At 31.7% G+C, this 26,814-nt stretch carries 28 protein-coding genes, 1 tRNA gene and 1 pseudogene; 16 read left to right on the forward strand and 14 right to left on the reverse strand.

Going from position 1 to position 26,814, the window contains the following annotated elements; all coding sequences use genetic code 11:
* Positions 1 to 133: 133 nt before the first annotated feature.
* The 3 genes from T1L09_RS03645 to T1L09_RS03655 all read left to right on the forward strand — a co-directional run bounded on the left by T1L09_RS03645 (position 134) and on the right by T1L09_RS03655 (position 2,585).
* Positions 134 to 442: a DUF3467 domain-containing protein gene (locus T1L09_RS03645; RefSeq protein ID WP_322549591.1), complete on the forward strand. Its 309-nt coding sequence runs from the start codon at positions 134 to 136 to the stop codon at positions 440 to 442.
* 149 nt (positions 443 to 591) lie between these two features.
* Positions 592 to 1,311, forward strand: a complete 720-nt coding sequence (locus tag T1L09_RS03650; protein ID WP_322549592.1) for a hypothetical protein — start codon at positions 592 to 594, stop codon at positions 1,309 to 1,311.
* 782 nt (positions 1,312 to 2,093) lie between these two features.
* Positions 2,094 to 2,585 carry a GNAT family N-acetyltransferase gene (locus T1L09_RS03655; RefSeq protein WP_322549593.1) on the forward strand — a complete coding sequence of 164 codons (492 nt, stop codon included), beginning with the start codon at positions 2,094 to 2,096 and terminating at the stop codon, positions 2,583 to 2,585.
* 51 nt (positions 2,586 to 2,636) lie between these two features.
* Here T1L09_RS03655 and rluF read toward each other — a convergent pair whose 3' ends face one another.
* From rluF to T1L09_RS03670, 3 genes are all read right to left on the reverse strand, one after another.
* Positions 2,637 to 3,425 (reverse strand): 23S rRNA pseudouridine(2604) synthase RluF, encoded by a 789-nt coding sequence (gene rluF, locus T1L09_RS03660; RefSeq protein WP_322549594.1) that lies wholly within the window; start codon positions 3,423 to 3,425, stop codon positions 2,637 to 2,639.
* Positions 3,426 to 3,531: 106 nt separating this feature from the next.
* Entirely contained in the window at positions 3,532 to 4,311 is a 780-nt protein-coding gene (locus T1L09_RS03665; RefSeq protein WP_322549595.1) for a zinc ribbon domain-containing protein, read from the reverse strand.
* Between the two features lie 2 nt (positions 4,312 to 4,313).
* Complete coding sequence (locus tag T1L09_RS03670; protein ID WP_322549596.1) at positions 4,314 to 5,408, reverse strand: Nif3-like dinuclear metal center hexameric protein; 1,095 nt, start codon at positions 5,406 to 5,408, stop codon at positions 4,314 to 4,316.
* A gap of 110 nt (positions 5,409 to 5,518) precedes the next feature.
* On the opposite strand from T1L09_RS03670, the gene T1L09_RS03675 reads away from it, so the two are divergent.
* Genes T1L09_RS03675 through T1L09_RS03690 form a run of 4 tightly spaced genes read left to right on the forward strand, consistent with a single transcriptional unit; the run spans position 5,519 to position 7,825 of the window.
* Entirely contained in the window at positions 5,519 to 5,764 is a 246-nt protein-coding gene (locus tag T1L09_RS03675; RefSeq protein ID WP_322549597.1) for a DUF2683 family protein, read from the forward strand.
* A complete protein-coding gene (locus tag T1L09_RS03680) occupies positions 5,740 to 6,021 on the forward strand; it encodes a Txe/YoeB family addiction module toxin (RefSeq protein WP_322549598.1) in 282 nt (93 codons plus the stop codon). The genes T1L09_RS03675 and T1L09_RS03680 overlap by 25 nt, the downstream gene beginning before the upstream one ends.
* A 3-nt stretch (positions 6,022 to 6,024) precedes the next feature.
* Entirely contained in the window at positions 6,025 to 7,041 is a 1,017-nt protein-coding gene (gene lpxK, locus T1L09_RS03685) for a tetraacyldisaccharide 4'-kinase (RefSeq protein ID WP_322549599.1), read from the forward strand.
* Positions 7,013 to 7,825: a purine-nucleoside phosphorylase gene (locus T1L09_RS03690; RefSeq protein ID WP_322549600.1), complete on the forward strand. Its 813-nt coding sequence runs from the start codon at positions 7,013 to 7,015 to the stop codon at positions 7,823 to 7,825. The genes lpxK and T1L09_RS03690 overlap by 29 nt, the downstream gene beginning before the upstream one ends.
* Here the strand turns inward: T1L09_RS03690 and T1L09_RS03695 are convergent.
* The 8 genes from T1L09_RS03695 to recF all read right to left on the reverse strand — a co-directional run bounded on the left by T1L09_RS03695 (position 7,815) and on the right by recF (position 16,433).
* Positions 7,815 to 10,007 carry a tetratricopeptide repeat-containing hybrid sensor histidine kinase/response regulator gene (locus T1L09_RS03695; RefSeq protein ID WP_322549601.1) on the reverse strand — a complete coding sequence of 731 codons (2,193 nt, stop codon included), beginning with the start codon at positions 10,005 to 10,007 and terminating at the stop codon, positions 7,815 to 7,817. The genes T1L09_RS03690 and T1L09_RS03695 overlap by 11 nt on opposite strands.
* 62 nt (positions 10,008 to 10,069) lie before the next feature.
* Entirely contained in the window at positions 10,070 to 11,068 is a 999-nt protein-coding gene (gap, locus tag T1L09_RS03700; RefSeq protein ID WP_322549602.1) for a type I glyceraldehyde-3-phosphate dehydrogenase, read from the reverse strand.
* Between the two features lie 104 nt (positions 11,069 to 11,172).
* Positions 11,173 to 12,048: a lipoyl synthase gene (lipA, locus tag T1L09_RS03705; RefSeq protein ID WP_422718415.1), complete on the reverse strand. Its 876-nt coding sequence runs from the start codon at positions 12,046 to 12,048 to the stop codon at positions 11,173 to 11,175.
* Between the two features lie 234 nt (positions 12,049 to 12,282).
* Positions 12,283 to 12,846 (reverse strand): RNA polymerase sigma factor, encoded by a 564-nt coding sequence (locus tag T1L09_RS03710; RefSeq protein WP_322549603.1) that lies wholly within the window; start codon positions 12,844 to 12,846, stop codon positions 12,283 to 12,285.
* Positions 12,837 to 13,946, reverse strand: coding sequence for a glycosyltransferase (locus tag T1L09_RS03715; RefSeq protein WP_322549604.1), 1,110 nt, complete (start codon positions 13,944 to 13,946; stop codon positions 12,837 to 12,839). The genes T1L09_RS03710 and T1L09_RS03715 overlap by 10 nt, the downstream gene beginning before the upstream one ends.
* Positions 13,947 to 13,955: 9 nt before the next feature.
* Complete coding sequence (locus T1L09_RS03720; RefSeq protein ID WP_322549676.1) at positions 13,956 to 14,159, reverse strand: membrane or secreted protein; 204 nt, start codon at positions 14,157 to 14,159, stop codon at positions 13,956 to 13,958.
* Positions 14,160 to 14,309: 150 nt separating this feature from the next.
* Positions 14,310 to 15,317 (reverse strand): UDP-N-acetylmuramate dehydrogenase, encoded by a 1,008-nt coding sequence (murB, locus tag T1L09_RS03725; RefSeq protein WP_322549605.1) that lies wholly within the window; start codon positions 15,315 to 15,317, stop codon positions 14,310 to 14,312.
* Positions 15,318 to 15,344: 27 nt separating this feature from the next.
* Complete coding sequence (recF, locus tag T1L09_RS03730) at positions 15,345 to 16,433, reverse strand: DNA replication/repair protein RecF (protein ID WP_322549606.1); 1,089 nt, start codon at positions 16,431 to 16,433, stop codon at positions 15,345 to 15,347.
* 134 nt (positions 16,434 to 16,567) lie between these two features.
* Here recF and T1L09_RS03735 point away from each other — a divergent pair, with 134 nt between their 5' ends.
* From T1L09_RS03735 to T1L09_RS03765, 7 genes are all read left to right on the forward strand, one after another.
* The gene (locus tag T1L09_RS03735) at positions 16,568 to 17,347 is read left to right on the forward strand and encodes a tetratricopeptide repeat protein (RefSeq protein WP_322549607.1); all 780 of its coding nucleotides are present in this window, start codon (positions 16,568 to 16,570) and stop codon (positions 17,345 to 17,347) included.
* Positions 17,348 to 17,349: 2 nt separating this feature from the next.
* Complete coding sequence (ribH, locus tag T1L09_RS03740; protein WP_322549608.1) at positions 17,350 to 17,835, forward strand: 6,7-dimethyl-8-ribityllumazine synthase; 486 nt, start codon at positions 17,350 to 17,352, stop codon at positions 17,833 to 17,835.
* Between the two features lie 118 nt (positions 17,836 to 17,953).
* Positions 17,954 to 18,244: a hypothetical protein gene (locus T1L09_RS03745; RefSeq protein WP_322549609.1), complete on the forward strand. Its 291-nt coding sequence runs from the start codon at positions 17,954 to 17,956 to the stop codon at positions 18,242 to 18,244.
* Positions 18,244 to 20,100: a DNA mismatch repair endonuclease MutL gene (gene mutL / locus T1L09_RS03750; RefSeq protein WP_322549610.1), complete on the forward strand. Its 1,857-nt coding sequence runs from the start codon at positions 18,244 to 18,246 to the stop codon at positions 20,098 to 20,100. The genes T1L09_RS03745 and mutL overlap by 1 nt, the downstream gene beginning before the upstream one ends.
* The gene (locus T1L09_RS03755) at positions 20,097 to 20,894 is read left to right on the forward strand and encodes a rhomboid family intramembrane serine protease (protein ID WP_322549611.1); all 798 of its coding nucleotides are present in this window, start codon (positions 20,097 to 20,099) and stop codon (positions 20,892 to 20,894) included. The genes mutL and T1L09_RS03755 overlap by 4 nt, the downstream gene beginning before the upstream one ends.
* Before the next feature lie 50 nt (positions 20,895 to 20,944).
* On the forward strand, positions 20,945 to 21,808 hold the full coding sequence (locus T1L09_RS03760; RefSeq protein WP_322549612.1) for a rhomboid family intramembrane serine protease: 864 nt from the start codon (positions 20,945 to 20,947) through the stop codon (positions 21,806 to 21,808).
* A complete protein-coding gene (locus T1L09_RS03765; RefSeq protein WP_322549613.1) occupies positions 21,809 to 22,849 on the forward strand; it encodes an endonuclease/exonuclease/phosphatase family protein in 1,041 nt (346 codons plus the stop codon).
* Positions 22,850 to 22,905: 56 nt separating this feature from the next.
* On the opposite strand, the gene T1L09_RS03770 is transcribed toward T1L09_RS03765, so the two are convergent.
* From T1L09_RS03770 to T1L09_RS03780, 3 genes are all read right to left on the reverse strand, one after another.
* On the reverse strand, positions 22,906 to 23,145 hold the full coding sequence (locus T1L09_RS03770; RefSeq protein ID WP_322549614.1) for a hexameric tyrosine-coordinated heme protein: 240 nt from the start codon (positions 23,143 to 23,145) through the stop codon (positions 22,906 to 22,908).
* Positions 23,146 to 23,161: 16 nt separating this feature from the next.
* Complete coding sequence (locus T1L09_RS03775; RefSeq protein ID WP_322549615.1) at positions 23,162 to 23,743, reverse strand: cytochrome b/b6 domain-containing protein; 582 nt, start codon at positions 23,741 to 23,743, stop codon at positions 23,162 to 23,164.
* A 194-nt stretch (positions 23,744 to 23,937) separates the two neighbouring features.
* Complete coding sequence (locus T1L09_RS03780; RefSeq protein WP_322549616.1) at positions 23,938 to 24,510, reverse strand: pentapeptide repeat-containing protein; 573 nt, start codon at positions 24,508 to 24,510, stop codon at positions 23,938 to 23,940.
* A 160-nt stretch (positions 24,511 to 24,670) separates the two neighbouring features.
* Between T1L09_RS03780 and T1L09_RS03785 the strand changes: the two genes are divergently transcribed.
* Both T1L09_RS03785 and eptA read left to right on the forward strand, forming a co-directional pair.
* Positions 24,671 to 24,744, forward strand: a tRNA-Ala gene (locus T1L09_RS03785).
* 317 nt (positions 24,745 to 25,061) lie between these two features.
* Positions 25,062 to 26,545, forward strand: a pseudogene (eptA, locus tag T1L09_RS03790) (phosphoethanolamine--lipid A transferase EptA).
* Positions 26,546 to 26,814: the final 269 nt, after the last annotated feature.

A 26,814-nucleotide genomic window follows, 5' to 3' on the forward strand; every position in this document is an offset into this window, starting at 1 on the left:
CTAACAGATTTTTCTGTTAGGTTTTTTTTAAATAAAAAAATCACGTATTCTTGTGTAAGATTTTTGAGATTAAATTAACGATAGTATAAGAGAGTAATAAAACCTCCTTATATTTAATGAAAAACAAATAAAAATGGAAAACAACAACCAACAAGGACAAATTAATATTGAATTAGACGAAAAAACAGCCGAAGGAACCTACTCTAATTTAGCTATAATCAATCATTCCAATTCGGAATTTGTTATCGATTTTGTAGCAATTATGCCAGGCGTGCCAAAGGCAAAAGTCAAATCTAGAATTGTCTTAACACCACAACACGCTAAACGACTATTAAAAGCGTTAGCTGAAAATATCCAACGTTTTGAAGCAGCTCACGGTAAAATTGAAGAAGGTGAGCAACCCGCAATTCCTTTAAATTTTGGTCCAGCAGGACAAGCATAAATTATTAAGTCTCGTATCCAAACGAGACTTTTTTGATTTATAAACGTATTTTTAACATTATTGTTAAATTAAGTTAACTTTCATTAGTTAATTTAAAATATGATTTCTACATTTATTTCTTTTTAACTATAACTAATCTACAAAGCCCCATGCGTAAATTAATAGTTTTTCTGACTCTTATTACAGGTCTTGTAAACACCTACGGACAAAGTTTAGATTTTGCAATAATTTCCGACAAAGATGGATTTGCAACTGTGCGCAACAGTAAAGAAGTAAATGATGTTAATATAATTGATAAATTAGAAAACGGATTTGTTGTTAACTATTTTGAAAGGGAAGGTTTCTGGATTGCTATCGGTTATGAAAAAAATGAAGTTCAATTTTCTGGTTTCATTTTTAGAGATAGATTAAAAGAATTTTATGATTTTCCCGAAGTGCAAGGCCGAAATCAACCTGCGCAAGAATTTAAAATTTTCAATAAAAATATAGAAATAAAAGTAACAGATCAAAGTTTCAATGCTAGTGATCACTCGATAAAAAATTACAGTAATTATAAAGAATTTATAGAACTAATAGACGAGAAAAAAATTTATGGTACCAACGGTAATTTACCTGAAAGAGAATACAAGGCTATAGAAATTAAAGTTAATGGGGTTAAAATTTTATTACCTAAAGCAGCGATACAAAATTTATTTGAACCAACAATTGAATATACAACTGCCTTTTTTAACGAAAAGTCGCAAACACTTTACGTTAGAGCTGATAATAGTGATGGCTCGGGTTCTTATGCCGTAGTCTGGGTTGTTGAAAAAGGGAAGTATAAACAAAGGTGTATTGGTGTCGCAATGAAATTCACAGGAGTAAATTAAATACAAGAGTAAACCATTTAGGATTTTTTCTCAAATTGTAATCGCAAATAAATAAAACAGTACTTTCATTATTTTATAAAATAATCTCATTTAATTCTGTAAAAAAAAGGCTCATTAAAAATTTATAATTCCTATAATGTAAGTCATAAAGCTACAAATTGATCGCTAGTAATAGTAACAATTATTTTACAACAGTTATTTGTTTATTTGAAAATTCAAGCAACTACTTCTTATCAAAATTCAACAAGTTGGAATCTTGAAGAGAACAATTTATACAATTTAAACAATTAAATTATAGAAGTATATATCAATGTCCATCGAGAAAAAGTAATACCAATGATTATTAATGGATGTTTCCACTAAATTTTCTTTTAGTGGCTAATTTTTTTATAGATTTCGAATTTACAACACGAATGACAGAAAGAGAAATTATAATAAAAATAGATGACTTCGGACTTAAATAATTATATTAAAAAGAAAGAAATATCTTTTTAATGTACGTCTTCAAACTAAATTGGACTTTTGCTAAGAGAGTATTTAGTTAATAATTTTTGAAAACACTCTCTTAGTTTTTGTCTAAATCAGTCCACTTTTTGCTGACGATTTACAGACATGTCAGATTTGGCAGCTTCTGTTTACATTGTAAAAGTTGCAGCAGATAATACTTCAGGTGAATTCAAGGTAATTAAGAAATAATAAATTCATTTATTATCAATAAAAAAGGGTCAATCTTTACGGATTGGCCCTTTTTGTTTTTAATTTAGCCGTAAGAATTTATTGGTATGGAAATAGTAAAATGTGACGGAAATCTACTCGAAATGGTAAAAAAATTAGCCTATGCAATTTGGCCTTCCGCTTATGCCGAAATCCTTTCAAAAGAACAACTAACTTATATGTTAGAACGTTTTTATAATTTAGAGGCTTTACAATTGCAAGCCGAAAACGGACAGCAGTTTTATTTAGCACAAAATGTTCAACAAGAATATGTAGGTTTTATAGCCTATGAAATCAATTCCGAACCTAATAAAACGAAAATTCATAAAATTTACGTACTGCCCGAAACGCAGGGAAGTGGAGTAGGAAAGCAGTTGTTTGAATTTGTAAAAACTAAAGCACTACAAGTTCAACAAACAGCGATTTTTTTAAATGTAAATAAATACAACAACGCTCAGCACTTCTATACCAAATTAGGATTTAAAATTATTAAAGAGGAAGTTATTGACATCGGAAATAATTATATTATGGATGATTACGTGATGGAAGTGAATCTTTAAAAGTTAAGCATAAAAAAAAAACCTCATTTTAAATGAGGTTTTTGTCTTTTATTATCTGTTACGCTCGCTATAATTCCTCTTCCCTGTAAATTTAGCTTTATTACTTGGTAAACTCGCTTCTTCCGTGCTACTCGACGGTTCAATTAATCGGTTTAATTCCGTTAGTTCTTCTTCAGTTAAATGGCGGTATTTCCCTTCTTGCACATCTAAAGGAACGTTGATGATTCGGGTTCGTTTTAGCGCTACAACTTCATAATCTAGAAATTCACACATCCTACGAATCTGACGATTAAGTCCTTGCGTTAGGATAATGCGAAACACATTTTTACTGACTTGTTCTACCTTACAGTTTTTGGTAATCGTTTCTAAAATTGGAATTCCATTTCCCATTCTTTGAATAAAACGATCGGTAATTGGTCGGTTTACCGTGACAATATATTCTTTTTCATTATTGTTTCGAGCACGAAGAATTTTGTTGACGATATCGCCATCATTTGTCATAAAGATTAAACCTTCACTGTCTTTATCTAAGCGCCCAATCGGGAATATTCGCTCTGGATAATTAATATAATCCACAATGTTTTCACGAATAAGTGGATTAGTAGTGCATTCAATTCCTACTGGTTTGTGAAAAGCTAAATAAATAGGTTTTTCATTTCTTTCGTTAACCAGAACACCATTCACTCGAACTTCATCATTCGGACCAACTTTCGTGCCCATTTCAGGAACAGTTCCATTAATTGTTACTCTTCCTTGGTCAATAAGTCTATCAGCTTCTCTACGAGAACAAAAACCGGTTTCCGATAAGTATTTGTTAATTCGTGTAGTGTTTTCTTCCATAATGCAAAGATAGTTTATTTTGTGATTAGTTGAAATGGTTAGTTAATTGAAAAAAAAATACCGTCACAACTTAATGAGACGGTATTTTATATTTTGAGAGGATTGATTATATGCTAGCAAATAAGTTATCCATTTTTTCTCTTTCTTCGTCAGCTAAAACGCCGTCAACTAAAATTCTTCCACTGTGCTCATCCGTAATAATTTTTTTACGTGCAGCAATTTCCATTTGTGTTTGCGGAGGAATTGTAAAGAATGAACCTGCAGAAGCACCACGCTCAATTGAAACTACCGCTAAACCATTTCTAACGCTGTTTCTAATTCTGTCGTATGCTGCTAATAAACGTTCTTCAATTTGTCCTCTTAATTCTGCGGATTTATTAGATAAGAATTTTTCTTCCTTTTCAGTCTCAGCCATAATATCGCTTAGTTCAGCTTTCTTATGTTTTAAGTGAGTTTGTTTACCATCTAAACGTTCTTTCGTTCCGCTAACAACTTCTTTTTTGTGATCAATAGAAGCTTTCAACTCTTTAATTTGCTTTTCAGCCAATTGAATTTCTAATTCTTGAAATTCTACCTCTTTAGTTAATGAGTTGAATTCTCTGTTGTTACGAACATTTTTTTGTTGTTCTAAATATTTTTTAATGGCAGCTTTGTGCACATCAATAGCATTTTTCTTCTCTTTGACTTGGTCATCAATCGAGTCTAAATCGCCTTTTAATTTTTCTAAACGTGTAGATAGTCCCGCTACTTCATCTTCTAAATCATCTACTTCTAACGGTAATTCTCCTCTTACATTTCTGATTTCGTCGATTTTAGAATCTACTAACTGTAATGTGAAAAGGGCTCTTAACTTGTCTTCTACGTTTACCTCTTTGATTGTTGCCATATTTAAAAGTACTTAACTGGATTTGTATTTTCTTCTGATAAAATGATTGCAAAATTAGTGATTTTTTCTTTAAGATAATCAACTATATAGTTTTTTGTAAATCTTTCGCTTTCAAAATGACCAATATCAGCCAAAAGTAACTGATTTTCAGCCTCATAAAATTGATGATATTTTAAATCTGCCGTTAGATAAGCATCTGCTCCTGAGTTTATTGCGTTTTTAATTGCAAAACTTCCACTACCGCCTAAAACCGCTACTTTTTTTATTGGTTTCCCTGTGAAAACGGAGTGTCGAATGCCGCCACATTGCAGTTTTTCTTGCACTAATTGTAAAAATTCATTTTCAGACAACGGATTTTCGAATTCACCAATTCTTCCTAAACCAATATTTTGATGCTTGTTTTCCAGCTTATAAAGTTCATAAGCCACTTCTTCATAAACGTGATTATTGAGTAAAGCCTTTAGTATTTTACTTTGTAAATGCTTCTCAAAAGTCACTTCAATTTTAATTTCTTCGGCTTCCACAAATTCAAAACGCGAACCTATTGCTGGATTGCTATTTTCATTGCCCATATAAGTGCCAATTCCTTTCGAATTAAAACTGCAATCTTCATAATTTCCAATGGTTCCAGCTCCAGCTTCAAACAAAGCATTTCTAAGTTTTTCTACATTTTCAGGAATGGTAAAAGTGACCAATTTCTGAATGTAATTGTCTTTCGGAATCAATACTTTTGAATTGATTAAACCCAAAGCATCACAAAAAATTTTATTTACACCTTTTTGATGATTGTCCAAAGCCGTATGAACTGCGTAAATCGCTACCTCGTTTTTGATGGCTTTTAAAATGGCTCTTTCGACATAATTTTTTCCTGTTATTTTTTTTATTCCAGCAAATAAAATAGGATGGAAGCAAACTATCAAGTTGCAATTTTTGGCCACAGCTTCATCAATTACATTTTCTAACGCGTCGTGACAAACTAAAACGCCGGAAATATCCTGATTAGAATTGCCAACTAAAAGCCCAACATTGTCAAAATCTTCAGCATAACCCAAAGGTGCCATTTCTTCTAAAACGACTAGTATTTCTTGTAATTTCATTTTTTAACGATTTCATTTCAAAGATAAAAAAAGAACCCATTTAAATTGTCATTTCGGGCAAAATTAAGTTGTACGATTTTTGTATATTTGTAAAACTAATAAGTTTCATTATGACAACAATAACAATAAAAATTAACGAAAAATCAAAGAAAGGTAAAGCATTCTTAGCATTCGCTCGCACTTTTTTTACTAATGAGAAGGATGTAATTGTTACAGAATCTAAAGATGAAAAGGTTGAGGTTGAAGAAACTCCTTATAATCCTGAATTTGTGAAAATGGTTTTGGAAGCTGATAAAAGAGGTAATTATACAACTTTAGATCCTACTGATATATGGGGAAGTTTAGAGTTGAAATAGAAGATTTAGCAAAATCGCATATTCAGAAACATTTAAAATCTGGGGATAGAGCGAGTGTAAAAAAGCTTGAGCGAATTTTAATAGAACTATCGGAAACACCATATGAAGGAATTGGTAAGCCTGAAGCATTAAAACACCAACTTACAGGTTTTTGGTCAAGAGAAATAAATAAGAAAGATAGGATTATTTACAAAGTTAATCAAGACGTTGTATCAGTTTTTGTAATTTCTGCAATGGGTCATTATTCCGATAAATAATTTATGAATTTTCTACGTAAAATACTTTTCCCGTTAGCCATAATGTATTGGCTCGTTACTTACATTCGTAATTTACTTTATGATAAGGGAATTTTTAAAAGTTATAGTTTTGATATTCCAATTATTGCTGTTGGAAATTTAAGCGTTGGCGGCACCGGAAAAACGCCTCAAATTGAATATTTAATCCGATTATTAGCTGATAATTATAAGGTTGCTGTTTTAAGTCGTGGCTATAAACGTGCGACTGAAGGTTTTGTTTTAGCAGATAAAAATGCTACGGCTGCTTCAATAGGAGATGAACCTTTTCAGTTTTTCTCAAAATTTCCAAGGATTCAAGTTGCAGTAGATGCCGATAGAAGAAACGGAATTGAACAATTATTAAATTCATCAACTAAACTCGATTTAATTTTATTAGATGATGCTTTTCAACATAGAAAAGTAAAAGCAGGATTTTATATTTTATTGACGGCTTACGACGATTTGTTTTCAGACGATTATTCTTTGCCTTTTGGTAATTTAAGGGAGCCTTCAATGGGTAAAAAGAGAGCCAACCTGATAATTGTCACCAAATGTCCAAAAGATTTGTCCGAACTTGCACAGTCGGAGATTCAGAGAAAACTGAAAGTGAAGCAACCGGTGTTTTTTACGACCATTTCTTACGATGATTATGTTTTCGGAGCAGAACAAAAAATTCAGACCGAAGTTATTCAAACCGAAGAAAAAGTGTTAGTAGCCGGAATTGCAAAGCCAAAGTTGTTTTTTGATTTTCTCAAAAGTGGAAAAGATGAAACCTTGCTTTTTCCAGATCACCATAGTTTTTCGGAACAAGATTGCGATCAAATTTTAGCAACCGCAAAAGGAAGACAGATCATTACAACAGAAAAAGATTATGTGCGTTTAAACGGATTATTACCAAAAGAGCAATTGTTTTATTTGCCAATAAAATCCGTATTTTTGAATAGTATGAACATTGATAAAACGATAAAAGATTATGTGGGACAAAGTACAAGAAACCGTTAATTTCATTAAAAATAAAACCAATTTCACACCTGAGTATGGCGTGATTTTAGGTTCAGGATTAGGCGGATTCACAGACGATATTACAATAGAGCATACGATACCTTATACGGAAATTCCAAATTTCCCAGTTTCAACAGTGCAAGGACATAAAGGCGCTTTGGTTTTTGGAACTATTGAAGGAAAAAAAGTTGTAGCAATGCAAGGACGTTTTCATTTTTATGAAGGGTATGATATGAAGCAAGTTACTTTTCCAGTGCGGGTAATGAAATATTTAGGTATCACGAAGTTAATTGTTTCTAATGCTTCGGGTGGTGTAAATCTCTCTTATAAAGTTGGTGATATAGTAGTTCTTACAGATCATATAAATATGATGCCCGAGCATCCTTTGAGAGGCCATAATGACGAGCGTTTTGGTCCGAGATTTGTAAATATGAGCGAACCGTATGCAAGAGCAATGATCGCAAAAGCTTTTGAATTGGGAAAAGAATTGAATATAGATTTGAAAAAAGGAATTTATTTAGGACTACAAGGGCCAACGTTTGAAACACTTGCTGAATATAAAATGGTTAAAGCCGTAGGTGCAGATTGCGTGGGAATGTCAACAGTTCCCGAAGTAATTGTCGCACGTCATATGGAAATTGAATGTTTTGGCGTTTCCGTTATTACCGATATGGGCGATGAAGAAAATATTGATGAGGTAAGTCACGAAGAAGTACTTCAGGCAGCTGCAAAAGCAGAGCCGCATGTTAGAGATTTAATTAAGAATTTAATCGTTAGTTATTAGTTAAATAACGACTTACAACGGCATAGAAATGCTCTGGTTCAAATGGTTTTGTAATTACTTCATTCATTCCATAAGATAAGAGCATTTCTTTGTTTTCGTTTAAAGAAATTGCAGTTAAAGCAACTATAGGTGTTGTTGAATTAAATTTTCTAATTTCCGCAGTTGCTTCCGTTCCATTTATTCCAGGTAAATGAACATCCATTAAAATAAGATCATATTGATTCACTTTTGCGTCTTCAATAGCGTCTTCTCCATTGTCAATAATAACACAGGAAATTCCTTTTTTCTCTAACATTTTTTGCGTAATCATTTGATTGATTTTGTTGTCTTCTACCAAAAGAATTTTTTTATCTTGTGTCGCTACAATCAGTGGAATTATAGGAATTATTTCTTCACTTTTTTCACTTTTATCAAACTCCAATTCAAAAGTAAAAGTACTTCCCTGTCCTATATCACTTTTCAAATCAATGGTACTTCCTAAAATTTCAAGAATTTTTGTGACAATAGAAAGGCCTAATCCTGTTCCTCCATAGGTTCTGTTGATTTCTACTGATCCCTGACTAAAGCTTTCGAAAATAGCAACTTGCTTATCCTTAGGAATACCAATTCCGTTATCTTTGATGGAGAATTTTAGTTTAATTTTAGAATCTTTTTCATTAATTACGGTAATATCAAGCCAAACATCACCATTTTTTGTAAATTTAATAGCGTTGTTCAGTAAATTGATAAGAATTTGTGAAACTTTCGTAGGATCTCCTTTTAGATTATGCGGAATTTTATTTCCATAATTTAAATGATATCTAATATTATTTTTTCCGATAAACTCTTTGAACGAATTAGTAATATTATCAATAAGTAATTTTAAATTAAAATCAATTTTTTCAACATCCACTTTGTTAGATTCTAAACGATTGATTTCTAAAATATCATTAATAAAATTAAGCAAATAATTACCCGAAAATTCAAGTGATTTCAAATAATTGAGTTGACTTGCTTTTGGTTTTTCTTGCAATAAAAGATAAGTGATTCCATTTATGGCATTTAATGGTGTTCTTAGCTCATGACTAACCGTCGATAAAAAATCGGCGCGCGCTTTTGAAGCTAATTCAACTCTTTCTTTTTGCGCAACTAATTCTTTGTTTTTTTCTTTGAGAAGCTTGTTAGTACTAATTCTAATCTTATTATTTTTATACAATGACAAACTAAGCAGTGATAATATAGAAATTAATGCAATACTTAAAATACTGATTAATTTAGAAAAACGTAAATTCTTTTGTTGAATTCTTTTTTCCTTATCTAATTGTTCGATGGTTTTTAATTGCTGATCAAATTGTACTTTATCAATCATATTTTCAGAGTCAAAACGAATAAAATTCTTCGTAATCGAATCCGAAAACGTGACATATTTTTTTAAATAATATTGAGATTTTAAAAGATTATTATTTTTCTCGTGCGCTATGCTTAATTGTTTTAAAATTTTCTTAGTAGCTTCAAAATTATTTTTATCATTTTCATTTATTGTCATCGCAATATCGAAATAATTAATGGCCAGCGTATATTTTTGCTGCTCCATTTCTATTTCACCTAGCTGAAAATAAGCTTCTGATTTCGTACTTATAAAATTGTCATCTTCTAGGTTTTTAATTACAGAAAGTAGAATATAGGTCGCTTCTCGATAAGCTTTTTTTTCCTTCTTAATTATTCCTTTTTGTAGATTAATTAGCTCTATAGCTTCATCAAAATCTAACGATTTGTAAAGTGCGGCCGCTTTTTCGAAGTAAATTTCAGCCACTTTTATATTGTCTTTTCTTAAATAACACTTACCAAGGCCATAATAAGCTAGCGCTAAGTTTGTTGTAGGCTTATCTTTAGAGAAGTTGTTAACGGCACGAATATAATAATCAATAGCGAGGTTGTTTTTTTCTAAGTCATAATAAATATTTGCTAATTGCAAATATGAATCTGCTAATTTAGAGGTGTTTTTTTTTGATCTAGCATAATCAATTGCTTTCTCAGTGAATTCTACCGCTTTTTTGTATGATTTTTTATCTTCTTTATTGAAAAGACCAATTTCTAAGTAATAATCAGTGCTATCCGTTAATACATCAGCTTCCTTATATACGGATTGGGAGTAACTTGCAAAAGATACTAAATAAAGAAATATTACAAATTGCTTTATCAATTTTTTGTGAGGGAATTACTTTTATCACTGCAATTTAAGTTTTTTCATTCGAAAAAAAAACTTTATTTTTTATTAACAAATGAAATTAAATCAATTAAGCGAGATGAGTATCCAATTTCGTTGTCATACCAACCTACAATTTTTATCATTTTATCAATCACAGAAGTCAATTGTGCATCAAAAACACAAGAATTTGTATTGCCAATAATATCTACAGAAACAATTGGATCCTCCGTATAATCCAATATTCCTTTTAGATTAGTTTCAGCAGCTTTTTTAAAAGCTGCATTGATTTCTTCAATAGAAACTCTGCGCTTCACATTAAAAGTAATATCCGTTAAAGAACCATCAGGAACCGGAACACGAATACCACAACCACCAATTTTACCTTCTAATTCTGGGAAAATTTTAGTTAACGCTTTTGCTGCTCCAGTGGTTGTCGGAACAATCGATTGTGCTGCGCCTCTAGCTCTTCGTAAATCTTTATGCGGTTGATCGTGCAAACTTTGGTCGGTAGTGTAGGAGTGAACAGTTGTGATATAAGCTTGTTTAACTTCGCACAATTCCTGAATCACTTTAATCATCGGAGCGGCATTATTCGTAGTGCAACTAGCATTCGAAATAATTACTTCGCTTCCATCTAAAATATGTTCGTTTACACCTAAAACTACTGTTTTTATTTCATCAACTTCAGAAGGAGCCGAAAGAATTACTTTTTTCGCACCCGATAAAATATGCTGATTAATAGCTTCAAACGTTTTATATTTCCCAGTAGCTTCTATAACTATATCAATATTTAATACGTTCCAATCTAAGTTTTTAATTTCTCTTTCGTGAAAAAACAAATACGATTTATCATTAATAACCAAAGCCGTTTCTGTACAAGAAATCGGATCTTTTAAAACACCGTGAATGCTATCATATTTTGTCAAATGCATCATTGTTTTCGTGTCCGCAATGTCATTGATAGCAATTACTTCAATAGTAGGATGGTGCAATAGCAATCGGAACAAATTACGGCCAATTCTTCCAAAACCATTAATAGCAATTCGTGTTTTCATTTTTTAGTTTAAAAGTTTATGGGTTTAAAAGTTTAAGAGGAAATATAGCTTAAAGGTTTTGCAAACCCTTTTAAACATATAACCTTCTTGCCTCATAACCTTTTTTAATGAATATGCTTCTCCGCGTGATAAGAAGAACGCACTAATGCGCCACTTTCCACGTGTCTAAAACCTAATTCTTTCCCTATTTTTTCGTATTTTTCAAATTGCTCTGGCAAAATATATTCTTTCACCGGCAAATGTTTTTTACTCGGTTGTAAATACTGACCAATCGTTACGATATCGACATTCGCATCACGTAAATCGTGTAAAACCTGAATCACTTCTTCTTCCGTTTCACCTAATCCTAGCATAATACCAGATTTCGTTCTTTTGATGCCTTGCTCTTTTAAATAACGAAGTACTTCTAAACTTTTCTCATATTTTGCCTGAATACGCACTTCACGCGTCAAACGTTTCACCGTTTCCATATTGTGTGAAACCACTTCTGGAGCCACCGCTACAATTCGGTCTAAATTCCTTGTATTTCCTTGAAAATCAGGAATCAATGTTTCTAAAGTTGTGTTTGGATTCATTCGGCGGATAGCTTTCACTGTTTCTGCCCAAATAATCGAACCCATATCTTTGATATCATCACGGTCAACACTAGTAATTACCGCGTGTTTGATGTTCATTAATTTGATCGAACGTGCCACTTTTTCGGGCTCATCCCAATCCACATCTTCAGGCCGACCCGTTTTTACACCACAAAATCCACACGAACGCGTACAAATATTACCCAAAATCATAAACGTAGCCGTTCCTTCGCCCCAGCATTCACCCATATTAGGGCAACTTCCCGAAGTACAAATTGTATTCAGCTTATATTTATCAACTAAAGTTCTAAGATCTGCATAATTCTTACCCGTAGGTAACTTCACACGCAACCATTTCGGTTTCGGTTCTCTTGGTGGAAAAACATTGTCAACAGCCATATCCATAATCAAAAAATTTGAAAAGCAAAGATACAATATGATATTTAGAATTCAGAAGTATCAATTTAGAAATATGAAAACTTTAGTATAATTTTAGAAAATGTTTTTGGGCGTTCCCTTTCAGGTCGTGCTGTCCGTTCTATCTTTTTGTTTTTAAAGAAAAAACAAAAAGGATGCCACTCCCATCACTAACGCAAACCTGTAGTCAATTCACAAATTCAAATAGGATAAAAGAGGAAATTATTTCTCAATAATAATCGCCGCCAATAGTTTCTTTGCTCTTAGCAGTTTTATTTTGATGTTATTCAATGGTTCGCTGTTGTGATCGGCCATTTCCTGATAGGTCATTTCTTGAAAATAACGCATTTGAATGACTTCCTGATAAGCAGGTTTTAATTTTTTAATGTATTGCAATAATTGGGCAAGGTTTTGCTCAATAATCAATTCGTCTTCTGCCGAATTTGTTTCATCTACAACACTATAAGCTTTGTGATCTTCGTCATCAGAAATATCTACAAACAAAGATGTTTTCTTCTTGCGAAGCATGTCAATATGAACGTTTTTTGCAATGGCAATTAACCAAGTATTAAATCCATATTCCGGATTGTAAGTAGCAATTTTATCGAACGCTTTAGCAAAAGTTTCAATTACAATATCGTCCGTGTCGGTTTCATTTTCAGTGCGTTTCAGCATAAATCCATACACTTCATTCCAGAAAAAATCCAACAAAAAAGTAAACGCCACTTGGTCGCCATTTTTTGCGTTTTCAATGTTTTCCTGAATGATTACTGAATTTACTTCCAATGGACTGGTTTTGAAATTAGGTTTCTAAAATATACATTAACTAACGTAAAAATAAGTACAATTTCTATAAGTGGAAACCAATAAATTACATCTTTTTCATTTAATTTTCCGGCAGCATAACCTAGTGAAATCCAAGCGAATAAATAACGGAATAAAATAATGCCTAAAACTATCATCCATTGAAATTGAAAAACCAATAATACAATAGCTAAAATCAAAAACCAAAATTGAGAAAAGAAGAATAATCCCAATTGAAATTTGTCAAATAATTTGTAATATTTTGCCGTTGTGGTGTGTCTTCTTTTTTGATAAAACCAAGCTTTAAACGTTTCCTTTGGTTTTGATTTTGTAAAACTGTCTGGCGTATACAAAATAGCAGTGTTTTCTTTGGTTGCAGCTTGATTAATGAATAAATCGTCATCGCCTGAACGGATTTTCATATGATCTTGAAATCCTCTAACATTAAAAAATTCTTCTCTTTTATAAGCCAAATTCCGACCAACACCCATATAAGGTTTTCCTACTTTTGCCCAAGAAAAATACTGCGTAGCGGTCAAAACTGTTTCAAAACGAATCAATTTATTTAAGAATGAATTCTTCACTTTTTCATAAGCACCATAACCCAAAACTATAGTTTTTTCTTTGGAAAATTGAGATGAAATTTGCAGCAACCAATCTTCAGAAGTCGGATAACAATCGGCATCTGTAAACACTAAATACTCGTTTTTAGCGGCTTTTATTCCTAAAGTTAAGGCCCATTTTTTATTACTCCAAAAAGCTTCGTTATTTTGAACTTTTACTAACCTAACTTTCGAATATTCTTTTGCATACGCTTCAAAAAGTTCTAAAGTATCATCGCTTGAAGCATCGTCGATTAAGACAATTTCATAATCGGGATAATTTTGCGTTACTAAATGAGAAAAGTATTTTTTAATATTTTCTGCTTCGTTTTTAGCACAAACAATGATTGAAATAGGTAATTTTTTTGGAGTTGCTTCTATTGGTTTTCCAAACGAGAATTTTCCAAAAATAAAAATGTAATATATAAACTGAATAAACACGATAACCGCAAATGCGATTAAAAGTATTGTTAGTATCATAAGGTAAAATTAAGAATGCGTAGGCTCGCTACAATCTTTCATTTGTTCCGCCGTTTTTCCGCAATAACTGCAGTCTTCACCATCTTTATTCAAGAACGGACTTTGGCTCGCACAAGTTCCTGCAAATTTCCCATCCTTTTTTCCCCAAATTTTTATTGCGATTCCTGCGAATGCAAGACCTACTAATCCAATAGTGATCAATAAAAGCTTTATCATTTTTCTGTATTTTGAACTGCAAATTTACGAAACAAATTTTGATTTTTAGGAAGGATTTTGTTAATTTCCATCATCGAAAATTGGATTAAGAAAATTTCATATATTACGATCTCCTTCAGAGTTTGGAATTAGGCCACAACGTTAAATTTAGATAATATTTACCTCTGCGTCAATCTTAATTCCGAATTTATCGAAAACAGTTTGTTGAATATTTTTAGAAAGTGTGACTATTTCACCTCCAGTTGCCGTGCCATAATTTACTAAAACTAAAGCCTGATTTTTATGAACTCCAGCATCACCAAAACGTTTTCCTTTAAAACCTGCTTGTTCAATTAGCCAACCTGCCGGAACTTTTACTTCCGTTTCGGAAACGATATAATGCGGCATTTCAGAATGTAGTGCTTTTGCTTTTTCGTAAGCTTCTTTACTAATAATTGGGTTTTTAAAGAAACTACCACTATTTCCAAGCTCTTTCGGATCCGGTAATTTACTTTTACGAATCGCAATTACGGCATTACTAACTTCTTTTAAAGTTGGATTTTCAATGTTATTTTTCGCTAATTCTGCACCAATAACACCATAAGTCGTATAGATTTTATGGTTTTTTGTGCTTAGTTTAAAACTAACCGAAGTAATGATGTATTGATTTTTTAATTCCTTTTTGAAAATGCTTTCACGGTATTCAAATTGGCAATCTTCGTTTGTAAAAGTCTCAAGTTCTAATGTTTTTAAATTCAAGGCTTCGCACGAAAGCATCGTGTCTTTAATTTCAACGCCATAAGCGCCAATATTTTGGATAGGAGTTGTGCCGACATTTCCTGGAATTAATGATAAATTTTCAATTCCTCCCAAATTTTGTTCAATGCAATAAAGTACAAATTCGTGCCAATTTTCTCCTGCTTGAGCTTTTACAATAGCAAAATCTTCATTTTTTTCAATAACTTCTTTTCCTTTCAAATTAACGTGAACCACCAATTTTTGAATGTCTTGCGTTAACAACATGTTGCTTCCGCCACCTAAAATAAATATATCGTCATTTCCTTTTGAAACTGTTTTTAAATCTTCAAGAGATTCCGCCGAAACAAATGCTTTAGCTTTGGCTTCGATTCCAAACGTATTATAATTTTTTAAAGAGAAATTAGTTAGAATGTGCATAGGAATGAATTTTTATCAAAAGTATTATTATGAATTCAAAATTGGAAATATTTTGTAGGATTGATGCGTTTCCTTAATAATCATTTCAGTTCTTTCGGGATGGGTGTCGGAAATAAAAATCTGACCGAAAACCGCATCATTTACCATCGTCACAATTTTTTGAACACGCGTTTCATCCAGTTTATCGAAAATATCATCGAACAACAAAATAGGTAATTCGCCACTTTGTTTTTTCATAAATTCGAATTGGGCTAATTTCAATGCAATCAAAAACGATTTTTGCTGGCCTTGCGAACCAAATTTCTTAATCGGGAATCCTTCAATTTCAAACGTTAAATCATCTTTGTGAATTCCCACGCTTGTATATTGAATAATTCGGTCTTTCTGTAAAGATGTTTCTAAAAGTGTCAACAAATCGGTTTCAAACAACTGACTTTCGTATTGCAATGCTATTTTTTCATTTCCACCTGAAATATTCGAATGATGTTTTTCAAAAATTGGAATAAAATCAGCCAAAAACTCTTTTCGCTTTTCGAAAATAATCTGGCCTAAAGTACTCAATTGGTCATTATAAATTGATAAATTGTCCCCGTCAAAGACCTGATTAATGGCGAAATATTTCAACAAAGCATTGCGTTGAGCTAATGTTTTTTGGTACTGAATTAGATATTGTAAATACGATTTGTCTAAAGTCGCAATTACACTGTCAATGAATTTTCGTCTCGTTTCGCTTCCTTCCACAATCAAATCTACGTCAGAAGGCGAAATAATTACTAAAGGAATCAAACCTAAATGCTCGGAAAGTTTTTCGTAGATTTTTCCGTTCCGCTTGATGGTTTTCTTTTGTCCTTTTTTTAAACTGCAAACAATTCTTTCTTCTTTATGATTTTTTTCTAACAAAGCATCGATTACGAAAAATTCTTCACCGTGTTTGATATTTTGAACAGCTAGCGGATTAAAATAACTTTTCCCGTAGGCCAAATGATAAATTGCATCTAAAATATTGGTTTTCCCAACGCCATTTTTTCCTACAAAGCAGTTGATCTTAGCATCAAAATCAAATTCGATTTGTGCTAAATTTTTGTAGTTTAGAAGGGATAATTGCTTTAAAAACACAGTAAAAGATACTTTAAAGGGTGGCTAACAAAAGAGTTTTTGCAAAAGTATAAGGAATTTATGAAAATTTCCCATAATAATAGGGTTTAATTTAATAAATATTATATTTTTGCACCTCAATAAATTTTTATTAAATGGCAACATATAACAAAAGAGGATACAAAGCTCCAAAACCAGAAGAAGAAAAAACTGGAAACGAATTTGAAGAAGTAGTAGATGTAAGTGATAGTACTACAGCTGAGGTTTTTAATACGTTAGATGAAACAGCCTCAAAAACGGAGGATTTCGTTGCTAAGAATCAAAAATTAATTTTAGCAGTAGTTGCGGCTATTGCAATCGGAACTGTTGGATATTTATTATTCAATCGTTTTGTTACTGAACCAAAAGAGAATAAAGCAAATAACGAAATTTTTCAAGCACAACAATTTTTTCAACAAGCTACAGATGCAACTGAGAAATCAGATTCTTTGTACAATTTAGCGTTAAAAGGTGGTGAAGGAAAATTAGGTTTCGTGCAAATTGCAGAACAATATTCAGGGACGGATGCTGGTAATTTATCAAATTATTATGCAGGAATTTCCTACTTAAACATTGGAGATTTTAAAAATGCGATTACCTATTTAGAAAATTTTAAATCTAAGGATGATATCCTACAACCTTTGGCTTTAGGAGCAATTGGTGATGCTTTTTCTGAAACTAATAAAGTAGACGACGCTATTTCTTTTTATAAAAAAGCGGCTGCAGCTTCAACAAATGATTTCACAACGCCAAGATTCTTAATGAAAGCGGCTATGTTAAATTTAGATGCGGGTAAAAAAGCAGAAGCAAATAAATTGTTTGTAGAAATTAAAGAAAAATATGAAACTTCAAAAGAAGGAATGAATATTGAAGCTTTCATTGCAATGACTGAATAAGAATGGCTACAGAAAATAAAAATTTATCAAATTACGATAAAAACACAATCCCAAACGCGAAAGATTTTCGGTTTGGGATTGTTGTTTCAGAATGGAACGACGAAGTTACTGAAGGTTTGTTTAACGGCGCTTTTGCGGCATTAACAGATTGCGGTACTTTGCCAGAAAACATAACAAGATGGAATGTGCCAGGAAGTTTCGAATTAATTTTCGGAGCTCGCCAAATGCACGAAAAAGTAGAACTTGACGCTGTAATTGTTATTGGATGTGTAATCAAAGGGGAAACCATGCATTTCGAATTCGTATGCGAAGGTGTAACACAAGGAATGAAAGACTTAAATCTTTTATACGATGTGCCAACAATTTTTTGTGTGCTAACTGATAACAACATGCAACAATCTTTAGACAGAAGTGGCGGAAAACATGGAAACAAAGGTGTTGAAGCTGCAATTGCTGCAATTAAAATGGTCGACTTAAATACGAAATAGAGCGAATCTATTTAAAAATCAATACTATAATCCCGATTTTTATCGGGATTTTTTGTTAACAAAAAATTACCTATTTACCGGACAAAATTCAGTAAATTTGAAAATTAAAGCGATTCCTATGAGAAAGAGTTTATTCAAATTGCAAAAAAATAAACAATTCAATTATACACCAAGACATTACGAAGGAAAACCAAATGGTAATCCTTTCGATTTTGACTCTGCAATACGAAGAGATAGAGAATCAATAAATGATAATGATTTTAGGGCACATTGGAAAGATGCTCGTGATGCGAGTAGAACTAGAAAAAACAGGTCGTTTAATATTCGTGTTGTTATCATTGCATTAATTCTATTGCTGGTTTTTTTCTACATCATTGATTTTGATTTTTCTATTTTTAAAAGAAAATAATGGCAGCAAGTATCATTCAACTTTTACCAGATCACGTGGCAAATCAAATTGCTGCTGGAGAAGTGGTGCAACGTCCTGCTTCGGTAGTGAAAGAGTTATTAGAAAATGCTGTGGATGCCAGAGCTTCCGATATTAAGTTAATTGTTAAAGAAGCCGGAAAAACCTTAGTTCAAGTAATTGATAACGGTTCAGGAATGAATACAACGGATGCAAGGTTGTGTTTTGAACGCCATGCTACTTCTAAAATCCGTCAGGCGGAAGATTTATTTGATTTACATACGAAAGGGTTTCGTGGTGAAGCATTAGCGTCGATTGCTGCAATTGCTCATGTTGAAATGAAAACTAAGCAAAATCAGGAAGAATTAGGCGTCCACATTGTGATTGAAGGAAGTAAATTGGTTACCCAAGAAGTTGCGGTTTTACCAGAAGGAACTTCATTTTCGGTTAAAAATTTATTTTTTAATATTCCAGCGAGAAGAAACTTTTTAAAATCGGAAACAGTTGAATTTCGTCATGTTATCGATGAATTTCAGCGTGTAGCTATGGCGCATCCTTCGATATCCTTCACTTTGATTCACAATGGAAGTGAAATGTATAATTTACCAAGTTCAAATTACCGCCAACGCATCGTGAATATTTTTGGAGGAAAAACCAATGAAAAATTAGTCCCTGTTGCAGAAGATACTGAAATGATTCAGATTTCAGGCTTCGTAGGGAAACCTGAATTTGCAAAGAAGAGTAGAGGCGAACAGTTCTTTTTTGTCAACAATCGTTTTATAAAAAGTGCTTATTTGCATCATGCGATTATGAATGCTTATGAAGGTTTGCTGAAAGAAGGCAATCAGCCGAGTTATTTTTTATATTTGAAAGTGCCGCCTCATACCATCGATATTAACATTCATCCAACAAAAACTGAAATTAAGTTTGACGATGAACAATCGCTTTATGCTATTTTGCGTTCGGCTATAAAACATAGTTTAGGTCAGTTTAATGTGGCACCAGTTTTAGATTTTGACCGTGATTCTAACTTGGATACACCTTACCAGTACAACAATAAAAACGCGGATTATCCAACGATTCAAGTCGATTCGAATTATAATCCGTTTGCAACTGAAAAACCAGCTTCAAAATCACTTGCTTCTTTTAGCAATTATAAAAAAGAAGCAAATACTGCAAATTGGGAAAGTTTATACGTTGGCTTAAAACAAGATACACAAGAAATGGAGTCGTTTTCGTTTGAAAGCGCTGAAGTTACCGGCAAATTGTTTGATGATGATGCTATAGAGTTGAAATCAAGCGCTACGTATCAAATTCATAAAAAATACATTGTAAGTTCAATTAAATCGGGAATGCTCGTAATTGATCAAGGCAGAGCGCACCAACGTGTTTTGTATGAACAGTTTTTGACGAATATTACCATGCATAAAGCTTCGAGTCAGCAATTATTATTTCCTTTGGAATTGTATTTTTCTACAGATGAAATGGAATTATTGCGTCAACTGCAACCTTCACTGGAAAACACAGGTTTTGTTTTTGATGCTTTTAATTCGGATTCAGTACAAATTTCAGGTTTACCGCTTGCTATGTTAGAAAGCGAAGTTTCCATTGTTTTAGAAGAATTAATCAGTAATTTACAAAACGAAATTCCGGAAAGTAGTTTTTCACAAAATGATAGTATTGCCAAATCAATGGCAAAGAGTTTAGCCGTTAAAACCGGAACTTATTTAACCGATAAAGAACAGGAAAACTTAGTAAATTCGCTATTTGCTTGCAAAGAACCAACCGTTTCTCCTTTTCAAAAAAACACATTTATTACCTTAACGGTAGAAGATTTAGATAAAAGATTTGCCTTATGATGAACATGACCGATACTGTAAAACAGTTACTAATTATAAATATCCTATTTTTTATAGGAAGCTATTTTGTGCCGCAAGCCAATGAGTTGCTGTCGCTTCATTATTTTGAAAGTGATGGTTTTAAGCTTTGGCAACCGATTTCGCATATGTTTATGCACGGAAGTTTAATGCATATCTTCTTCAATATGTTTGCTTTGGTAACTTTTGGAAGTGCTTTAGAGCAATTTTGGGGCGCTAAGAAATTCTTGTTTTTTTACTTTTCTTGCGGACTTGGAGCAGCTTTAGTGCATTCAGGAGTAGATTATTATCAAATACATAGTTTATTGAGTGAAGTTCAAAATACAGCTATTACTTCAACAGACATTCATACGATTCTAAATACTAGTTTTGTAAATGGCAATCAATACGAAGGCCGATTGTTATACGAAAATGCAGCAGATGTTTTGGAACGTTTAAACTTAAGTTCAAGTGATTTCAGTCTTCTTTTTCAAGCTGCGGTTAAAAACCAATCGCAAGCTGTCGGAGCTTCGGGAGCAATTTATGGCTTGTTGGTAGCTTTTGCTTTTATGTTTCCAAATGCCGAATTATCGCTTATGTTTATTCCTGTTCCTATCAAAGCCAAGTACTTTGTTCCTGTAATCGTATTAATTGATTTATTCTCAGGAGTAACAGGATACAGTATCTTTGGAGGCGGAGTGGCTCATTTTGCTCACGTTGGTGGAGCATTGTTTGGATTTCTAATGATGTGGTATTGGAAGAAGAATCAATTCGATAAAAATCGTTGGGATAGATAATAGTTATCAGTTTTTTTTAAGGGGGAAATTTTGAAATCTTTTTTAATTTTATGAATATAATAGACGATTTAAAGTTACATTATAAAACAGGCGGAATGCTTCAGAAGTTAATCTTTTGGAACATCGGACTTTTTGTGGGTTTTACGCTTTTAGATGTTATTTTAAAATTAGCAAAAGTACCGTTTAACTATTTTGATTTTGTAGCATTATCTTCAGATTTAAGCGTTTTTATTATGAAGCCTTGGACTTTAATTACGTTCAATTTCTTTCATTCCGGAATCTTTCATTTGATTTTTAATTTATTAGTATTGCATTTTTCAGGAAGATTATTCAATACCTATTTTACAGATAAACAAATGTTTGGCGTTTATTTATTAGGTGGAATGTTCTCTGGTTTAATATTTTTACTAAGCTATTTTTTACTTGGCAATGTATCGTTATTAGTTGGAGCAAGTGGAGCAATAATGGCAATTTTAATCGCTACAACAGTTTACGCTCCTTATATGTTGTTACGAATTCCATTAATAGGCGTGGTGAAGTTATGGCACGTTGCCTTCGTAATTTTAGCAATCGATTTAATTCAATTGCCAATGAATAATACAGGCGGACATATTGCTCATTTAGGTGGAGCTTTTTTTGGTTATTTGTATATTCAAATACTGAAGTCTGGAACGGATATAACAACACCTTTGTCTTCTTTTTTTGATAAAATAGTAAATGTATTTAAACCGAAAGAGAAAACGCCTTTCAAAAAAGTGCATCGGAATCCTATTAAAAAAGATGTAACTTCGCCTAAACTGAATAAAGACTTGACCCAAAAACAAATAGACGAAATATTAGATAAGATTAGTAAGTCGGGATATGAGAGTTTAACAAAACAAGAAAAAGAATTTCTGTTTAAAGTCGGCAAATAAATGAGGAAGCAAACTTGGTTGAGTAAAATAATGTTCTTTTTTAATATAGTACTCACTATAGTAACTTTTGTTGCCTACACTTTACCGTTTTTAGCTCCAAAAGCATTTCCTTTTTTAAGCGTTTTGACTTTAATACTGCCTTTTTTCCTGATGTTAAATCTGTTTTTCTTTATTTATTGGTTGTTGCAGTTTAAACGCTACATGTTGCTTTCAGGTATTGTTTTATTGGTTGGAATTACCTTCATCAATCGTTTTTATAAGTTTACAGAAACTAATTTGCCAAAAGAAGAAACCGATTTTACTTTGATGAGTTACAACGTTCGCTTGTTTAATTTGTATAAATGGTTGCCAAAGGATGATGTAGCCGAACAAATTTCAAAGTTGATTTCCGACAAAAATCCGGATATTTTGTGTATTCAAGAATTTTCGCCAAATAATGAAGTCGAAACGGCTCAATTTAAATACAATTATACCAAGTTATACGGTGGGAAAAATAAATACGGTCAGGCTATTTATTCTAATTATAAGATTATTGACAAAGGTGAAATTGAATTTCCAAATTCAAGTAATAACGTCATTTTTGCAGATATTGTAAAGGGAAAAGATACCTTACGAATTTACAGTATGCACTTGCAATCCATCAAAATTAGCACGGATATTCACGAACAAATTAATGAAGAAAATTCCAAGTTTATTTTTAAAAGGATTAGTGGTGCTTTTACGATACAACAACACCAAGCCGAATTAATTAAAGCGCATTATGAATCTTGTAATTATGCCAAAATTATCTGTGGTGATTTGAATAATAGTGCTTTTTCATACGTTTACCGAACGATTAAAGGCGATATGAAAGATGCTTTTGAAGAAGCTGGAACGAGTTTTGGAAAATCTTATAATTTCAAATATTATCCGGCTAGAATCGATTATATCTTTGTGGAAAATAACATAAAAGTGAAGCAATTTAAGTCGATCAATACCTTTTTTCAAAGTGATCATTTTCCTCAAATTACGCGACTATCAATAACACCTAAAGCTAAATAAACTAACCTTAATCGAATTTTCAATTAAGGTTATTTCTGTATTGTAAAGAGTTTTTCTTATTTCCAATAATTGTTAGCTGCAGCAATCGTTGCAAATTCCGTAGCTACAGTTTGTCCTATCGCGATAAGCATTGCTGGATCTTCAGCGTAAGTTGGACGCATTTTTTCACGCATTGCAGCATCTGGTTGTGTTACTTTGATAATTAATCTTGCCATTTTAACCGCTAATTGTCTTCCTTCTTCAGGCGTTTTTGTAAGTAATGAATTGTTAGGTACTAATTGAACTAATTCTGTCATTTTTATTTCTTTTAAATTATTGTTCTTTACGTTCGGAACCATTGATAATTCTTGAAATCACTCCTTTATCATTAGTTAATTCGGATATTAAAACACCTCCAATATGAAGTGCAATAAAAGCTACTAAATAATAAGTTCCAAATTCGTGAATTCCTTCCATTGTACTTTTATATTCCTTTGGACCTAGTACTATAATTAATCCAGTAACAAGTGAAATCACTACACAAACGTAGAAAATAATGTAAGTCCATTTCTGGAATTTAATTTTTGTAGTTGCATTTTTGTCTAATGGATTTTGAATTTTCATCTGACCAAAAGCAGGAAGTAAGAAACGAATGGTGAACAAACCTGTCAATACATAACCCAAGTAGATGTGCCAATCCCACATTGGTTTTCTAATTTTTTTAGCTAAGATTATACTTTGATCTTCCGTTAAAGTCAAATTGTTATTGCTCATGTAGTCTTGTATAATTGCCGCAACATTGTGTTTGTTCAACCAAGTTAATCGCAAAAAAATTGTAATCAACAGAAGTAAGAATGTTATCGCTATTGCCCAATGCATTATTCGATAAATCTTTGAATATTTAGTTTGTTCCATAATGATTTTGTTAGGATAAGCAACATTATTGGGGCTACTTATCATTGCAATTTACGAAACATTTTCTAATATGAAAAGCAAGAAACGAATTCATTTTAATAATATTTTCACAACGAAAATCATTAATAAATCAAAGTTATGGCTTTAGTTGCTATAGGATAATTGACTTTGAATTAATAATTATGCACTAAAAATTATCGAATTACCAAATCATATTTTTGTAGTAAGCCTGCTAAATTTTCGGAAGAAAAAATAGCCTTTTTTAATTTGTTTTTTTCGGGGTCAATTGTGAAATCATAACTTGTTGTGAAATCGGTTTTATTGGCTGTTGTACCAATGAAAACGGCGTGTCTTAAATTGCAATTATCTAATAAAGCTTCAGTTAAATCGCTTTCCATAAAATCTACGGCAACCATACTGCAATTAATAAACTGCATTTTTTTAAGTTTCAAACTGTAAAACTGAGCATAATCAAGCAAAGTATCTTTAAAATGAAATTCGTACAAAATTTGATCGGTCATTGCAAAGTTCACCGCAGTAAAATCACATTTTGTGAACCAAACATCACGTAAAGAAACGTGATTAATTTTTGTACCTTTAAAATTACAATCGAAGAAATTACAATCAATAAATGTAACCGCTATAAAAGAACAAGCTCTAAAATCACAATTTGTAAAGGTGCAATTTTCGTATTCCTTGTACTTTACGTCGTTTTCAGCATAAATAGTGTCTGAGAAATTTTGATCTGTAATATAATCTGAATGCATAATTTTTATTTAGGTTTGTAAAATTACTTCAATTTTTTGTCGAATCAAAAGAATCTTTCTATCCTGTAAACTCTGTTTTGATAAAGAATTAATAGCGTTTAAAAAACGAAATTATAAATTTAGTAATCTCAATTTAAACTTGTATATTCGTAAAAATTTTGGGGATGTAGCTCAGTTGGCTAGAGTGCTTGACTGGCAGTCAAGAGGTCGTGGGTTCGAGCCCCATCTTCTCCACAATAGAGCTTTCAAATGAATCCAAAACCCTTTAAAACATTGATTTTAAAGGGTTTTTATTTTCCCTACACTAGCATTTTATTCAATTTTCAACAAGATAAAGGGGCACAATTCGGGGTACATCATTTTTTTTAAAATAGGCACCCCGAATAAGTCCGAACAACCAGTATTTATAGGCTGTTCAACTTTTAAATATCTTGACTTTTGATGTTAGATTTTGGATATGGATGTGCTAATTTGTTTATTTGCATCACTTTATAAATTCATTTATAAATTCATTTAAAAATAATATAAAAATTACTCATTTCGTTTTATTAATGAGTTTGCTTAATTTTCTATTCTTTCATTATCCTTTTTTTAAATTTGTTTTTAACAATCTGGATTATAAAAGTTTAAACGGTTTAACAATTGTAATAAGTTTAATTATTTTAATGCTAATCCTAAATGCTTTTGTTTTTTTTCTCATTTTTTTCTATCGCGCTATGTTGGTAAATTTTTACTGGTCATATTCTTTATCATTAATGCCATTGCTGTTTATTTTGTAAATACTTATGGAGTCATAATTGATGAAAGTATGATCGCTAATGTATTCAATACCAATTATGATGAATCTAGTAGTTTTTTTTCAATAAAATTAGTACTCTATATAGTGCTACTGGGTATAATTCCAAGCATTTATTTAATTAAATTAAAAATAATTAAGGTAACAATAAAGAAGTTTTCAATCATATCTTCACTTACTTTATTGTTTGTTTTACTTTTAGTATTTGTAAATGCAAGTAATTGGCTTTGGATTGATAAAAATTCCAAAACTTTAGGTGGTCTTGCAATGCCTTGGTCTTATGCTGTAAATACTTCGCTTTTTTATATTCATGAGCATAAGAAAAATGAAAAAGAAATCTTATTACCAAATGCTACAATTAAAGATAATGAGAAATCGGTTGTAGTTTTAGTTATTGGAGAATCTGCAAGAAGTCAAAATTTTTCTTTGTATGGATATAATAAAAACACAAATCCGCTACTTTCTAAAATACCTAATGTATTTCATTTTGAGGCTACTTCAGATGCAACATATACAACAGCTGGAGTAAAAAGTATTTTAGAGCATATAAATTCAGATGATTTATATGAAATATTACCCAATTACTTATACAGAAATGATGTTGAAGTAGTTTGGAGAACAACTAATTGGGGAGAACCTCCACTACATATAAAAAATTTCCAAAACAGAGATTATCTTCAGCCAAATTGCAAAGGGGAAGGGTGCAATTATGACGAAGTTCTTTTAACTGGATTAAAAGAACAAATTTTAGTCAGTAAAAAAAATAAAATATTGATTGTATTGCATACAAGTACTAGTCATGGTCCTACATATAGCAAAAAATATCCATCGCAATTTGAAAAATTTAAACCCGTATGTCACAGTGTTGAATTAGGAAATTGCACTCAAACAGAGCTGATAAACGCTTATGACAATACTATTGTTTACACTGATTATATTTTGTCAAGGATAATTGATGATTTAAAACAATTAAAAGAGTTTAAAAGCACAATGCTTTTCGTGTCTGATCATGGGGAATCTTTAGGAGAAAAAAATCTGTATATGCATGGAATACCTATAAGTATTGCTCCTAAAGAACAATATGAGATTCCTTTTATAGTCTGGCTATCGGAGAATAGTTCAAAAAAATTGAAAACAAATAATAATTTGACTCAAAATCATGTTTTCCATAGTGTCTTAAACTTTTTAAACATAGAAAGTCCTATTTATAACGAGGATATGAATATTTTTAAAGAGTAGTTAATAAAATAAGTTAAACAATACATAGCTATAGTAAAATTCTATAAATAGCACTTTTTACTTTGGATATCCATTAATCAAAATAAGAGTAATATGGTTTTCAATTTGCTTCTCTTTACGAAATAAATGAATTTTTTAAATTTCCAATTGATAAGTTAGTTACATTAATTTTGGATTTAAACACTAATTGTCAAAATAGTATCTATTTCATTCCTTGCTTAATTCAAATGACAATATAATTTTGTGCAAAGGCATTTTTAACATTTTCT

It is taken from the genome of Flavobacterium psychraquaticum (assembly GCF_034497725.1).
In the GTDB taxonomy this organism is placed as follows: domain Bacteria; phylum Bacteroidota; class Bacteroidia; order Flavobacteriales; family Flavobacteriaceae; genus Flavobacterium; species Flavobacterium psychraquaticum.

What these genes read in the sequence shown, in the direction of transcription:
- T1L09_RS03645 (WP_322549591.1), top strand. Translation starts at nt 134, where the DNA reads ATGGAAAACAACAACCAACAAGGACAAATTAATATTGAATTAGACGAA.
- T1L09_RS03650 (WP_322549592.1), top strand. Translation starts at nt 592, where the DNA reads ATGCGTAAATTAATAGTTTTTCTGACTCTTATTACAGGTCTTGTAAAC.
- T1L09_RS03655 (WP_322549593.1), top strand. Translation starts at nt 2,094, where the DNA reads ATGGAAATAGTAAAATGTGACGGAAATCTACTCGAAATGGTAAAAAAA.
- rluF (WP_322549594.1), bottom strand. Translation starts at nt 3,425, where the DNA reads ATGGAAGAAAACACTACACGAATTAACAAATACTTATCGGAAACCGGT.
- T1L09_RS03665 (WP_322549595.1), bottom strand. Translation starts at nt 4,311, where the DNA reads ATGGCAACAATCAAAGAGGTAAACGTAGAAGACAAGTTAAGAGCCCTT.
- T1L09_RS03670 (WP_322549596.1), bottom strand. Translation starts at nt 5,408, where the DNA reads ATGAAATTACAAGAAATACTAGTCGTTTTAGAAGAAATGGCACCTTTG.
- T1L09_RS03675 (WP_322549597.1), top strand. Translation starts at nt 5,519, where the DNA reads ATGACAACAATAACAATAAAAATTAACGAAAAATCAAAGAAAGGTAAA.
- T1L09_RS03680 (WP_322549598.1), top strand. Translation starts at nt 5,740, where the DNA reads ATGGGGAAGTTTAGAGTTGAAATAGAAGATTTAGCAAAATCGCATATT.
- lpxK (WP_322549599.1), top strand. Translation starts at nt 6,025, where the DNA reads ATGAATTTTCTACGTAAAATACTTTTCCCGTTAGCCATAATGTATTGG.
- T1L09_RS03690 (WP_322549600.1), top strand. Translation starts at nt 7,013, where the DNA reads ATGTGGGACAAAGTACAAGAAACCGTTAATTTCATTAAAAATAAAACC.
- gap (WP_322549602.1), bottom strand. Translation starts at nt 11,068, where the DNA reads ATGAAAACACGAATTGCTATTAATGGTTTTGGAAGAATTGGCCGTAAT.
- lipA (WP_422718415.1), bottom strand. Translation starts at nt 12,048, where the DNA reads ATGGATATGGCTGTTGACAATGTTTTTCCACCAAGAGAACCGAAACCG.
- T1L09_RS03715 (WP_322549604.1), bottom strand. Translation starts at nt 13,946, where the DNA reads ATGATACTAACAATACTTTTAATCGCATTTGCGGTTATCGTGTTTATT.
- murB (WP_322549605.1), bottom strand. Translation starts at nt 15,317, where the DNA reads ATGCACATTCTAACTAATTTCTCTTTAAAAAATTATAATACGTTTGGA.
- T1L09_RS03735 (WP_322549607.1), top strand. Translation starts at nt 16,568, where the DNA reads ATGGCAACATATAACAAAAGAGGATACAAAGCTCCAAAACCAGAAGAA.
- ribH (WP_322549608.1), top strand. Translation starts at nt 17,350, where the DNA reads ATGGCTACAGAAAATAAAAATTTATCAAATTACGATAAAAACACAATC.
- T1L09_RS03745 (WP_322549609.1), top strand. Translation starts at nt 17,954, where the DNA reads ATGAGAAAGAGTTTATTCAAATTGCAAAAAAATAAACAATTCAATTAT.
- mutL (WP_322549610.1), top strand. Translation starts at nt 18,244, where the DNA reads ATGGCAGCAAGTATCATTCAACTTTTACCAGATCACGTGGCAAATCAA.
- T1L09_RS03755 (WP_322549611.1), top strand. Translation starts at nt 20,097, where the DNA reads ATGATGAACATGACCGATACTGTAAAACAGTTACTAATTATAAATATC.
- T1L09_RS03760 (WP_322549612.1), top strand. Translation starts at nt 20,945, where the DNA reads ATGAATATAATAGACGATTTAAAGTTACATTATAAAACAGGCGGAATG.
- T1L09_RS03765 (WP_322549613.1), top strand. Translation starts at nt 21,809, where the DNA reads ATGAGGAAGCAAACTTGGTTGAGTAAAATAATGTTCTTTTTTAATATA.
- T1L09_RS03770 (WP_322549614.1), bottom strand. Translation starts at nt 23,145, where the DNA reads ATGACAGAATTAGTTCAATTAGTACCTAACAATTCATTACTTACAAAA.
- T1L09_RS03775 (WP_322549615.1), bottom strand. Translation starts at nt 23,743, where the DNA reads ATGGAACAAACTAAATATTCAAAGATTTATCGAATAATGCATTGGGCA.
- T1L09_RS03780 (WP_322549616.1), bottom strand. Translation starts at nt 24,510, where the DNA reads ATGCATTCAGATTATATTACAGATCAAAATTTCTCAGACACTATTTAT.